We start from the raw sequence: 11,576 nt of genomic DNA, 5'->3' as shown, positions 1-11,576 counted from the left end.
TCGTCATCCCGCTACGTGTTAGCGGGATCTATGCTAAAAGATACCACGGCGGTATGACGTAGAACTGCTGCTTGTTAGCGGCTGAGATACCGCGAATGAATCGCGGTATGACGGTTCGCGGCGGCATGACAATAAGCTCGTCATTCCGCTACTCGTTAGCGGAATCTATGCTGAGATATCGCGGCGGTATGACGTAGGGAAACCTTTCTTGGGTTAGCTATATCAATAGCATTGCTTTAAAAAGAGTGCCCATATTTTCAGTCAACCTTAGGAATTCACTAAAGATCCTATTCTTTTGTTCATCACTTGCGCTTTTCATTAAAGCCTGGGTTCTTTCTTTTATGCCAAAAAGATATAAAAATTCCCTTTGAGTTAAAATCTCACAATCTACATGCTTTAATGAATCTCTTAACGCTTGAAAGTTCACAAGTGCGGTAATATCACTATTACCAACATTCTCAAGAAAATTAGCATACTTATGTTGTTTTATCGATTGCAAAGTGCTCTTATATGCGGGGTATACATAACCGTAATCTACAATCAAAGCAGCTCCTTTATTATTATATATCTTCTTCTCAAGTTTTTTTAATATTTCAACCCCAACTGAACATATTTCCACCACTGCACCATTAAAGAATTTTCCATTTGTCATCTGAGTAGCTGACACTGGAATCCATGATTCTTTTTTTCTGGATTCCAGTGTCACGCACTGGCATGACACCAAGAGACTGCCATCATCTTGTTTTGTCACCATATTTTCATACCACTGCCCATCGCGGTAAACAAACTGATCTACCGGAAGAGCGTCAAAGAACTCATTTGCTAAAAAAATGGTTGGTTGTTCTGGTAGGTTGTCAATATTTTTGTGCCAATTAACATCTAAGCTTTTTAATTTTTCCTTTTGTATCTTCCGTAAAGTAGGGCTTATTTCAACTAAGTGGATCAACATTGAATTAAAAAAGCTGCTGTATTTTTTAGTGACTCTTATTATATCGTGAATGAGTGTTCCTTTGCCTGGCCCAAGTTCAACTAGAGAAAATTTTGATGGCTTTCCTAATTTTTCCCATGTATGCATTATCCAAACTGCAATTACTTCACCAAATAATTGGCTGATCTCAGGTGCGGTAGTAAAATCACCATCCTTACCAAGCGGTAATTTACTTGTATAATAGCCGTATTTTTCATGGTACAAAACGGCATTCATGAAATCACTGATGGATATTGATCCTTGACTTTTGTCAATTAATTCGTGTATATAAGTGAGCATGTTATTAATAAATGTTTAACTATAGCGTGCCATAATATAAAATAGTAGAGTATTTATATATATAGTATACACTTAAGTTTGTGAGTAATAGTGCTTCAGTTATGGACGACAAAAACACCGATTATGTTGTCCTTATAGCTCAAGATGATAGTATTGAATACAAATTTGAAGAAGCTGTCAATTTTATAGAAAACAAGGTTATAAATGCTGATGGGCTAACTTTAGCGGAAGTGTTTCAAGTGCTAGTTCAAATGCTAGATGGTGATCTAGCATTGGTAAAAAAAGTACTAGCATATGCTAATATTATGGCAAAGCATGGAATGAAGGTAGCAAAAGAGTCGCAATTAAGCAGAGCTGATGTTCGCCGAGCTTTGGAAGGTAGAGAAAGTGTTGTCAATAGACAAGATTTTATAAAGAAACCACCTCTTCCACCTGCTATAAAATCGACCAAAAAGAAAAGTAGAGGTCTTTAGATGGCTGAATCTATAAAAAAATTTACTGTACAATGTGACTTCAAAGGACAAAGTTCACCTTTTGCAATATACATAGGAAATCCAAAAAGTGATGCTCATCCAATTCATCATCAAGATTCCTGGCTTGTAAAAGAACGTGGAGGGAATATTCCTAATAAAGTAAAAGAAAGTCTACAAAAATTATATAAACTATCTCAAGAAAATGGAGTCTCTTTCTCAGAGTTATGCGCGTATGCCATTACTGTGGTTAGTAATAATGATAAAAAAAGTGACGACAAGGAGTAAGATAGTTTAATCCCTCAATATTTCATTTATAGAGATTTTCGATCTCGTCTTTTCATCCACTTTTTTTACTATGACTGCACAATAGGTTGAAATATTATTTTTAGATGGAATAGACCCTGGTACCACTACAGAATAAGGTGGCACTTCGCCGTAAAATACCTTGCTAGTTTCTCTATCAATAATCTTTGTTGATGCCCCAATAAACACACCTATGCCAAGGACTGATCCTTCTCTCACTACCACACCCTCGGCCACTTCGCTACGTGCTCCAATAAAGCAATTATCTTCTATAATGACAGGTGAAGCTTGAATAGGCTCAAGAACTCCACCTATTCCCACTCCACCGGAAATATGACAGTTTTTTCCTATTTGCGCACAGCTACCAATCGTTGACCAGGTATCTATCATTGTTCCTGAATCAACATATGCACCAACGTTGATAAAACTTGGCATTAGAACAACATTTGTACCTATATAAGCAGATCGGCGAACAAAACACCCAGGAACTGCTCTAATTTTTAACTGGCGAAATTTCTCCTCATTCCATTCACTAAATTTGTTACCGATCTTGTCAAACCAGCAATTAGTATTATCTATTATTTTATTTTCTTCGGTGAGAAAATGTAATAATATTGCCTGCTTTATCCACTTATGTACTACCCATTCTCCACTTGATAGCTTTTCTGCTACTCTAATTTTGCCACTATCAAGGAGCTCAATTACCTCTTTAATTGCTATTCTTGCTGTTTTCTTTAGATTACAGTCATTAAATTTTTCTCTATTTTTCCAAATATCTTCTATCTCACTCTGTGTTTTTTTTAGTTGCAAACCTTCCATTTGTTATATATATATTGATATTAAATTTGTAGCTCGTATCATTTGGGCTTGTTACTACTTATATGTAAGTGCTATGAAAATACAATGTAATAGTTGTACTAAAACTTACTTAGTATCTCCTAAGCAAATAGGTGCATCTGGAAGAAAGGTAAAATGTACGAACTGCAATCACATATGGCATGAATATCTAGAAGAAGTGTCAAACAAATCGCACTCTGCTAATATACAGGAAAAAAAAGTTAGTGGAAGGAATTTTTTACAAAATCTAGCATTTACCACTCTAGCTTTTGCAACAGCTACAGGGTTATGCGTCGTAATTGCTAATGGCATCTTTCCTAGAGAGATGAACAAAGCATACAAAACGATCAGTTTATACAAGGATTCAATAAGCTATAAATTAGGGTACAAAAAAGAACAAACAGAAAGTCCAAATGTAAAAAAACTTGCTGTAAATAAGTTTTATCAAGACTACCTTTTTTTATCTAATTTAAGATCTAGTTAAATAGGCATACCGATATCGGTATCCAGCTTCTCTAGCTACTTAGATGGTGTTTAGGGTGACAGAGTTTAAAAATAAGTTATTTTTTAGTAAAAAAGGCAGCTCATGAGTATTAAAATTGCACCTTCTATACTTTCAGCAGACTTTGCAAAATTAGGAGAAGAAGTAAGAAAAATTAGCGATTTAGGTGTAGATTACATACACATAGACGTTATGGATGGGAATTTCGTTCCAAATATTACAATTGGTCCTAGCGTTGTCTCTGCAATACGTAAATATAGCAATCTTCCTTTTGATGTGCATTTAATGGTCAAATCTCCTGGTAACCACATTGAAAGCTTTATAAATGCTGGTGCTGATATTATCACTGTACATGCAGAAGCAGAGATACACCTTGAGAGGTTGATAAGAAAGATAAAGTCATACAAAAATGTAAACGATGCAAAAAAACCGATTCAAGCTGGAGTCTCAATTGTTCCTTCAACTTCCCCAAGTGTGCTTGAATATATAATACATGAGCTAGATATTGTGCTGATTATGACAGTCAACCCTGGCTTTGGAGGGCAGGAATTTATTCATTCACAGTTGAACAAGATATCTACTATAAAAAAAATGATACAGGAGCGTAATCTTAAAACACAAATTTCAGTAGATGGTGGAATTAACTTTTCTAACGCAGCTGATATAATAAAAGCAGGTGCAGATATTTTAGTTGCGGGATCGGCGATATTCAAGGCTGAAGACATTAAGAAAGCCGTAAACGATCTTAAAAATCCATCGTTGTGACCCTATATAGCTAAAGTGGCTTAGGTTTACCTACAATTTGAAAAACAACAAATTCGTCATTCCGCTACTCGTTAGCGGAATCTATGCTGAGATACCGCGGCGGTATGACGTAGAAAAACCTTTCTTGGGTTGTATCCGTTCAGCTAAGCGGTGTGAGAGATGATAGATAAGAGGTTTTGGAAAGCCCATTTGTTTCCATGTCAAGTATAATGAAATTATCCGTTCAAGTTCCCCACTTCGATTGGGTAAAATATGAATTTTTGCGATAAACGAATAATGCCGTATTTGCCGTTCAGCATGGTTATTTGTCAGCGGAATGTTTTCTGGGTCATCTAAAAAATTCCACATTATTCTTTCAGATTTCAAAATATTTTTTGCAACTCGAGAAGCTCCAATTGCTTCAGGTAAACGGCTTCAAGTAATACCTTGTACGTTTTCGCAATTTTCTGGCACGTCTGGTAAATCTAAAAACATCTATCTCATTTTTTAGCAAGGCCTTTTTTAGTGCAAATAATTCAGTGGCTACGTTTCTTAAGTAACAGCCCAGAACTTTAACTTCAACTATGTGCTAATCTTTCAAAATCTCTTGATAAATGTGCCCAACAGATTTGCCTGTTCTTATCGGCAAAGTAGTTGTATGCTGCGTACCTGTCGTAAGCTATTGCGATTGCAGAACTTACTATTTTGTAAAACCTTCATTCCTCTTGACTCTGTCAATTTTATAAAACTTGCTGTATTACTGGCAAACATCCAGCACCAACCAAGTTTACCTTTGTTATAATGGCTCGTTTCATCGATATGCAGAACTTCACTTTTACTTACTTCTTGCTCGATTTGCTCATATGCTTCTTGGCATTTTTCTGCAACTCTAGCCTCGCTATTTGACACGCTACCAACACTGATGTCCAGGTTGAAAATATTTTTTATAATATTTGCTACTTCTCTTTTCGAGTTCTTGTAAAATCCGCTCAGCGCCGCAATTGTTGACTTAACTTTTGGACCAAATGTATCCGCAGTAACACCTTCTGGTAGCCTGCTACTTTTTCTTTTTCCACACTTGCAACAGCGGCCATTGGTATTCCACAACATAAGCTGGCAAATCAACTTTTTGATGAATGTATGGCTCTTTCGATATCGCAATTTCTCCTCCGCACTCGCAAGAACTCTATTTTCACCACTTCATCTGCTTCCATTTTAGGGCGATACTTTCCTTCATGCCCAATCTGTGCCCCTATTTTCCTGTCACTTTTTTTCTTTTTCTTCTTTAGCTTGTATAACTCTTTTGACCTCGGTATCGATGAATTTTGTGAATTCAGACCTAGTCTTTCTTTCAATTCAGCATTTTCGATTCTTAGCGCCTTATTCTCAGATCTAAAATTTTCGTTTTCTATCTCTAACCTCTTTATCTCTGCTTTTAGTTGCTCTATCTCTATTTTAAAGCTTTCACAGAGCTTGAGAAGACTAGCTAGTAGATCAGACATATTTACCACACATACTACTTGTGATATTATGTTTTTAGCACTCCTTGTCTACTTTTTATTTTACCGCTCCGCTGAACGGATACCTTTTTTTTACTGTTTGAGTATGTAAGGATTATGACGACCTATCCCAAACCTCAACTATATCCTCACTAAACTCTATTATCTTTGTTTTTTTAAACTGATAACAGTTGTTAATGAATTGAATCCCTAAATCTCCTACAAAAGGAGTGGCATCATTGCCTAAAATTTTACCACTGCGGCATATTATCAACCTGTCGATTAAATTACACTTTAATAGTTCTGTGATTAACACTCCTCCACCTTCAACTAATAATCTTGTTATACCAATTTCTGAAACAAGTTTTAATGCCATGTCCTTTAGGCAAACCTTACCTGCGTTGCTTGAATTAACTACTAAGTAGTTAATGTTTTTTATTTTTTTCTCTACTTCTTTATTTGTGATGACCCAAGTTATTACTTTGTCTGCAGTCTTTGCAATGTTATGCTCTTCCTTTAATCTCCCTTGGCTATCTATAATTAGCCTTATTGGCGATCTACTTCCAAGTCCTGGTAATCTGCAAGTTAAGAGTGGATCATCATTAATAAGAGTATTGCTGCCAATCATAATTGCATCATATTTTGCTCTAAGCTCATGCACCCAATTTCTCGTATTTTCACTTGTTATCCATTTGCTATCGCCTGTAAATGTTGCGATTTTTCCGTCAAGAGTTGTTGCGACTTTGCAAGCTATAAATGGTCTATGTAATTCTTTAGTGGTGAAAAAACCGACATTCAGTTCTTTTGCCTCTTTTTGCATAATACCTTGCTCAACTTCAATTCCTGCTTCTTTCAGAGCTTTCATGCCTCTGCCTGAAACTCTACTATCTGGGTCAATAGTTGCAATTACTACTCTTTTTATGCTAGCTTTTATGATTTTTGCAGTGCAAGGCCCCGTGACTCCGTGATGACAACATGGCTCAAGAGTGATATATATAGTTGCGCCATGAGTTGAATCTTTAGCGTTTTGCAAAGCGACTACCTCCGCATGCGGACGCCCACCAATCCCTGTGTATCCCTCACTAACAATTGTACCATCCTTTACAATAACACACCCGACAGCAGGATTTGGTGCAACATTTCCAAGATTTTTTTCTGCAAGCCTTAATGCAATTGACATGAAATGATCATCAGTCATTAGAAAGAAGTCATTTCGTATGAGGTATCAAAAATTCTTCTGTGCTCGTGTATAGCAAATCTATCTGTCATACCTGAGATATAGTCACATATTATTACTGAACGCTGAGATTCACAAGCGAGTTTGCTCCACTCTGTGGGAAGTAATCCTGGGTTTTCATAAAAACATTGAAAGAGTTCCTGTATTATGCGTTTTGCTTTGTTCATCGTTCTACTCAGTTTATAGCTTCTGTATATTTTCTCCATGTTGAATCTTTTCATTTCTTTTGTAGCATTCGCAACTTCTGGTGAAAATGTGACTAGCATTTTATTTAGACTTCTTACGTCTTCTACGCTTTTTATTTTGTGATCTTCAATATTTCTTTCAGTCTGAGAAACAACATCACTTATCATAGTTCCTATAGTTCCACTCAGTGATTCATGTATGAGTTTGCTCTGAGGCAATTCTGAATATCTGCTCCTTATGTCTTTAAACATTTTTTCAATTAAAGGAACATTCAGCAAATCTTCGATGGTTACTAAATTCGCCCTGAGTGCATCATCAAGATCGTGAACACTGTAAGCAATATCATCGGCAATTGAAGCAACTTGCGCTTCAATGCTTGAAAATTCTTCAAGTTTTAGATCATATTTTTTGTTGTATTCTAATAACAGCTGATTACTTGTAGAAGACTCCGCGTTTTGACCAAGCAAGGGACCGTTATGTTTTGCAACTCCTTCAATCACCTCCCAACTTAGATTCATACCATCAAAATCAGCATGTTTTTGTTCAAGATAAGTTAAAATCCTTATAGCTTGAACATTATGATCAAACTCATACTTCTCATTATCAAGATTCAAATCTTGAACTGATTTCTTTAGAGCATCTTCACCTGCATGACCAAATGGAGGATGACCAAGATCATGTGCGAGCGCTATGCATTCAGTGATATCCTCATTTAAGCCAAGTCTACGCGCAATGGACCTTGCAATTTGTGCAACTTCAAGGCTATGAGTAAGCCGAGTGCGATAGTAGTCGTGCTCATAATTGATAAAAACTTGTGTTTTGTACTCCAACTTTCTAAACGCATTAGAGTGAATGATACGGTCCCTATCACGCTGAAAGCAGCTGCGATTCTCATCTTCTGGCTCTTTGAAGTATCTCCCTTTTGTTTTGCTTGGAAAACATGCATAATTTAATAGAAAATTATTGTTTGACATGTAAAATTTCTACTATAATAAGTTATCAATAATAAACGGTGGTTACTATGTCAACAAATTACAACATCAACTTAACTGATAATGCACTAAAAAAAATCCACTCTCTTGCAGAGCAGGAAGGGGATAAGAGTTCCATTTTACGGGTTGCAGTTTCAGGTGGTGGATGTTCTGGCTTCAAATACAATTTTCTTATGGATCAAATGAATAAAAATCTATCTTTGGATGATGAAGACGATGATTACGATGATGAGTTTGATGACGAAGACGAAGATGATGACTATGAAGAAAGTGAGGACTATAGAAGCCACTCCAGTTTTAGCAAAAAAGGTAAAGATATAGTAATTAATGATGAAAATGGAAACCCTGTATTAATGGTTGATAATTGTTCAGCAAAATTTTTAAATAACTCAGTTATAGATTATACTGAGGATCTCAGTGGTTCTGGTTTTCAAATAAAGAATGCCTTTGCTAAGTCTCAATGTGGTTGTGGTAACAGTTTTTCGGTTTAATTATTACTAAAACTTAGATGCCTTCTGGATCTTTTAAACATGGGTGGTAATGTAGCACTAGAACTAACTTCTGTAGATAAAAGCTTCAAGGACAATTCTGCTGTTGTAAAGGATATCAATTTAAGTGTTACAAGAGGGCAAGTAGTAGCGCTGATTGGCAATTCAGGTGCAGGGAAAACAACTATATTGCAAATCGCAGGCTTGTTGGACAAGCCAACTTCAGGTATAGTTACGATAGATGGAATAAATTGCACACAAGCCAGTAATAAGCATAAAACTCATGTAAGAAGAAATTTTCTTAGTTTTGTTTATCAATTTCACTATTTGTTACAAGAGTTATCGGTGTTGGAAAATATTATGCTTCCTCAACTCATTGCAGGAAAAAGCAAAGCTGAAGCAAAAAAAAATTCGCAAGCAATGTTGGAAAAATTTGGTCTGGAAAACAAAGCAAGTAGCATGGTATCTGAAGTTTCGGGTGGGGAAAGGCAGAGAGTTGCAATTGCAAGAAGCATTGTAAATTCTCCAAAGCTTTTACTTGCAGATGAGCCAACAGGAAATTTAGATCCAACAAATTCTTTTAAGGTGTTTTTACTGCTACATTCATACGTAAAGGAAAATAACAGCTCTATGCTTATAGTAACACACAATCATCTCCTTGCAGAAAAGGCAGACTGCATTTTCCAATTGAGAGATCGATCATTAGTGAAGTTGTGAATAGGAAAAATAGCACAATTTCTATGCCTTATACTTATCTAACCAATGATCATTAACAGAGTACAACTCGCATGAAATGCTTTCATTGCTTTTTATACACGGACTTTTTAACTTGCGCTGTTTACTTAGGGAACACCCCGATAACATAAACACAGCTAAAACAAAAAATAATAGCTTTTTAAACATAACAAAACCTTTTCATTTATATTACTACACTCATTTCTCTTGTTTGTAAAGATTAGGCATATTCTTTTACCCTTACCTCTTTTTTGACCTTTTGAAAAGAAATAGTTGCACTATTCAAGCGCAGTTTTATATAATTGTCCACGATTTGAGTCACTTCCTCTTCTTTATCCTTTAGAAAGTGATTAGTATCATCTATTATATGGTATTTCATGTGATCACTTCTTACTGAATTTATCAACCTTTTTGCTAATTCTGTTACATCGCTTTCTTCTGAGATTGTATCATTACTGCTTTGTATTATAAGCCCAGAAACTGGACAGGGAGAAAGAAAAGAAAAATCGTACTTAGTTACCGGAAGAGAAAGAGCAATAAAACCCACTATCTCAGGGCGGCGCATTGTTAGCTGCATAGCCACCCATGCTCCAAAAGAAAAACCAGCGATCCAAATTGGAACATTGCTAGGATTATGTTCCTGAAGCCAATCAATGGCTACCGCAGCGTCAGTTAATTCTCCTATACCCTTATCAAAAGTTCCGGTAGATTTTCCCACACCACGAAAGTTAATCTTCAATGCAGAAAAATTGTTATCGATAAAAGACGTATATGTACTATGTACAATTTTACTATCCATATTACCACCATATTGAGGATGATGATGTAAAACCAGCACAACCGGCGCGTTGGCATCTTTGCTTTGGTGGTATTCACCTTCTATCTTTCTTGTTGCATTATTCAAAAAAACTTCAACCATGGTAACCCCTAATAAGAACCCGCTTGACAGGTATTAATGACGTGAGTTATTAATTATGTATTAATTTCGCTGTTTTTGCAATAAATTTTTTATCGTGTTAAAGCTAACGTACATAGTTATGGCTATAGTTGATGGTAAACTTATTTAAGTGACAGATGAGTCCATTCTCTTTAGAAAATAGTGGTTGCGTATATGCTGATTACAATGCAACTGCTCCAATTAGTGAAAATGTAAAAAAAAGTATATTTGAGGTCTTGTTAAAACAAACGCTCAATCCATCATCACTACATAAAAGAGGACAAGAAGCGAGGAAGATTCTTCAGGATGCAAGAGATAACGTACGTGGTGCTATTGGCGTCTCAAGTGATAAAGAAATAGTTTTCACGTCTGGTGCAACCGAAGCGAATAACCTTGTTATGAGAGGAATAGCAGGCTACCTGCATGTAATTTCAGCTATAGAGCATCCTTCAATTCTTAATTCTGCATGTAATCCATACATAATACCCGTTAATCAGGAGGGCATTGTTGACTTTTTAGAGCTAGAAAAAATTCTAAGCGAACTTAAAGGAAACAAAGCAATAGTTTCAGTTATGATGGCAAATAACGAAACCGGAGTTATTCAACCTATTGAGGAAATAGCTGAAATAGCCCACAAATTTGGAGCAATTTGCCACACTGACACTGCTCAAAGTGTTGGGAAAATTAAAGTTAATATGGAAGATTTAGGAGTGGATTTACTCACTTTATCCGCCCATAAATTTGGCGGTGTAGCAGGCAGTGGAGTTTTAATATTCAATAAAGAACTTGCGATAGAACCTATTATAATAGGTGGTGGACAAGAGAAGGGATTTCGTGGTGGTACGGAAAATATTGTTGCGATTGCAGGCCTTTCTGCTGCACTGCAAAATATTCCAGATCTTCTATCAAAAATGGATGAAGTAAAGGAGCTACGCGATCAATTAGAGTGTGAATTATTAAATCTTGTCAGTGACATAAGAATCTTCGGTAAAAACTCTAAGAGGCTGCCAAACACAAGTTTTATTTATATGCCAGGAGTAAAGAGTGATGTGCAGCTCATGCATTTTGACTTGAATTATATTGCAGTTAGTAATGGCTCCGCATGTTCTTCTGGAAAAGTTGAGCCTTCCCATGTTTTGCTTGCAATGGGGGCAACAAAAGAGCAAACAGAGTGTTCAATTAGAATCAGTATAGGTCCAGAAACTAAACCACAAGACATAAAAAAAATAGTGGATTGTTGGTATAATATCTACAAGCAGAACTCCTTGGTATAGATAATACGTGATATCATGCAGGGAGCTATAAATTAGATGTAAAAAATTCCTTTACAAGTTTCGCCAGCCCCCTTATCATAACAGTGAAGCTATTTATTTATC

The 11,576-nt window shown here is 36.1% G+C and carries 12 protein-coding genes and 1 pseudogene; 7 read left to right on the top strand and 6 right to left on the bottom strand.

Translation table 11 applies throughout. The features are described 5' to 3' along the window. Positions 1-217: 217 nt before the first annotated feature. Positions 218-1,267 carry a class I SAM-dependent methyltransferase gene (locus ABWU32_RS06135; protein WP_015589166.1) on the bottom strand — a complete coding sequence of 350 codons (1,050 nt, stop codon included), beginning with the start codon at positions 1,265-1,267 and terminating at the stop codon, positions 218-220. 101 nt (positions 1,268-1,368) lie between these two features. Between ABWU32_RS06135 and ABWU32_RS06130 the strand changes: the two genes are divergently transcribed. After that, entirely contained in the window at positions 1,369-1,740 is a 372-nt protein-coding gene (locus tag ABWU32_RS06130; protein WP_041573529.1) for a hypothetical protein, read from the top strand. Beyond that, the gene (locus tag ABWU32_RS06125; protein WP_010962783.1) at positions 1,741-2,025 is read left to right on the top strand and encodes a DUF2610 domain-containing protein; all 285 of its coding nucleotides are present in this window, start codon (positions 1,741-1,743) and stop codon (positions 2,023-2,025) included. 6 nt (positions 2,026-2,031) lie between these two features. On the opposite strand, the gene dapD is transcribed toward ABWU32_RS06125, so the two are convergent. Continuing rightward, a complete protein-coding gene (dapD, locus tag ABWU32_RS06120; protein WP_015589164.1) occupies positions 2,032-2,862 on the bottom strand; it encodes a 2,3,4,5-tetrahydropyridine-2,6-dicarboxylate N-succinyltransferase in 831 nt (276 codons plus the stop codon). Between the two features lie 73 nt (positions 2,863-2,935). On the opposite strand from dapD, the gene ABWU32_RS06115 reads away from it, so the two are divergent. Together ABWU32_RS06115 and rpe are read left to right on the top strand one after the other, a co-directional pair. Continuing rightward, positions 2,936-3,364, top strand: coding sequence for a zinc-ribbon domain-containing protein (locus ABWU32_RS06115; protein WP_010962781.1), 429 nt, complete (start codon positions 2,936-2,938; stop codon positions 3,362-3,364). Between the two features lie 102 nt (positions 3,365-3,466). Then, on the top strand, positions 3,467-4,147 hold the full coding sequence (gene rpe / locus ABWU32_RS06110; RefSeq protein ID WP_015589163.1) for a ribulose-phosphate 3-epimerase: 681 nt from the start codon (positions 3,467-3,469) through the stop codon (positions 4,145-4,147). A gap of 143 nt (positions 4,148-4,290) precedes the next feature. Here rpe and tnpC read toward each other — a convergent pair. The 3 genes and pseudogenes from tnpC to ABWU32_RS06095 all read right to left on the bottom strand — a co-directional run bounded on the left by tnpC (position 4,291) and on the right by ABWU32_RS06095 (position 8,022). After that, a pseudogene (tnpC, locus tag ABWU32_RS06105) lies at positions 4,291-5,628 on the bottom strand (IS66 family transposase). Between the two features lie 112 nt (positions 5,629-5,740). After that, entirely contained in the window at positions 5,741-6,823 is a 1,083-nt protein-coding gene (gene ribD / locus ABWU32_RS06100) for a bifunctional diaminohydroxyphosphoribosylaminopyrimidine deaminase/5-amino-6-(5-phosphoribosylamino)uracil reductase RibD (RefSeq protein ID WP_015589162.1), read from the bottom strand. After that, complete coding sequence (locus ABWU32_RS06095) at positions 6,823-8,022, bottom strand: deoxyguanosinetriphosphate triphosphohydrolase (RefSeq protein ID WP_065106726.1); 1,200 nt, start codon at positions 8,020-8,022, stop codon at positions 6,823-6,825. The genes ribD and ABWU32_RS06095 overlap by 1 nt, the downstream gene beginning before the upstream one ends. A gap of 47 nt (positions 8,023-8,069) precedes the next feature. Between ABWU32_RS06095 and ABWU32_RS06090 the strand changes: the two genes are divergently transcribed. After that, a complete protein-coding gene (locus tag ABWU32_RS06090) occupies positions 8,070-8,531 on the top strand; it encodes a HesB/IscA family protein (RefSeq protein ID WP_141456915.1) in 462 nt (153 codons plus the stop codon). 39 nt (positions 8,532-8,570) lie between these two features. Beyond that, complete coding sequence (locus ABWU32_RS06085; RefSeq protein ID WP_015589159.1) at positions 8,571-9,245, top strand: ABC transporter ATP-binding protein; 675 nt, start codon at positions 8,571-8,573, stop codon at positions 9,243-9,245. Between the two features lie 238 nt (positions 9,246-9,483). Here the strand turns inward: ABWU32_RS06085 and ABWU32_RS06075 are convergent, their stop codons facing one another. Beyond that, a complete protein-coding gene (locus ABWU32_RS06075) occupies positions 9,484-10,182 on the bottom strand; it encodes an alpha/beta hydrolase (protein ID WP_151808056.1) in 699 nt (232 codons plus the stop codon). A gap of 155 nt (positions 10,183-10,337) precedes the next feature. Between ABWU32_RS06075 and ABWU32_RS06070 the strand changes: the two genes are divergently transcribed. Continuing rightward, positions 10,338-11,474 (top strand): cysteine desulfurase family protein, encoded by a 1,137-nt coding sequence (locus ABWU32_RS06070; RefSeq protein WP_151808057.1) that lies wholly within the window; start codon positions 10,338-10,340, stop codon positions 11,472-11,474. Positions 11,475-11,576: the final 102 nt, after the last annotated feature.

This window comes from Wolbachia endosymbiont (group A) of Udea olivalis (genome assembly GCF_964028365.1).
Classification (GTDB): Bacteria; Pseudomonadota; Alphaproteobacteria; order Rickettsiales; family Anaplasmataceae; genus Wolbachia; species Wolbachia pipientis.
Note: the sequence above shows the minus strand (reverse complement) of the source record. Positions and strands in the feature narration are given on the sequence as shown.

Bases quoted from the DNA above. Each gene is read 5' to 3' on its own strand.
- ABWU32_RS06135 (WP_015589166.1), bottom strand. From the start codon at position 1,267: ATGCTCACTTATATACACGAATTAATTGACAAAAGTCAAGGATCAATA.
- ABWU32_RS06130 (WP_041573529.1), top strand. From the start codon at position 1,369: ATGGACGACAAAAACACCGATTATGTTGTCCTTATAGCTCAAGATGAT.
- ABWU32_RS06125 (WP_010962783.1), top strand. From the start codon at position 1,741: ATGGCTGAATCTATAAAAAAATTTACTGTACAATGTGACTTCAAAGGA.
- dapD (WP_015589164.1), bottom strand. From the start codon at position 2,862: ATGGAAGGTTTGCAACTAAAAAAAACACAGAGTGAGATAGAAGATATT.
- ABWU32_RS06115 (WP_010962781.1), top strand. From the start codon at position 2,936: ATGAAAATACAATGTAATAGTTGTACTAAAACTTACTTAGTATCTCCT.
- rpe (WP_015589163.1), top strand. From the start codon at position 3,467: ATGAGTATTAAAATTGCACCTTCTATACTTTCAGCAGACTTTGCAAAA.
- ribD (WP_015589162.1), bottom strand. From the start codon at position 6,823: ATGACTGATGATCATTTCATGTCAATTGCATTAAGGCTTGCAGAAAAA.
- ABWU32_RS06095 (WP_065106726.1), bottom strand. From the start codon at position 8,022: ATGTCAAACAATAATTTTCTATTAAATTATGCATGTTTTCCAAGCAAA.
- ABWU32_RS06090 (WP_141456915.1), top strand. From the start codon at position 8,070: ATGTCAACAAATTACAACATCAACTTAACTGATAATGCACTAAAAAAA.
- ABWU32_RS06085 (WP_015589159.1), top strand. From the start codon at position 8,571: ATGGGTGGTAATGTAGCACTAGAACTAACTTCTGTAGATAAAAGCTTC.
- ABWU32_RS06075 (WP_151808056.1), bottom strand. From the start codon at position 10,182: ATGGTTGAAGTTTTTTTGAATAATGCAACAAGAAAGATAGAAGGTGAA.
- ABWU32_RS06070 (WP_151808057.1), top strand. From the start codon at position 10,338: ATGAGTCCATTCTCTTTAGAAAATAGTGGTTGCGTATATGCTGATTAC.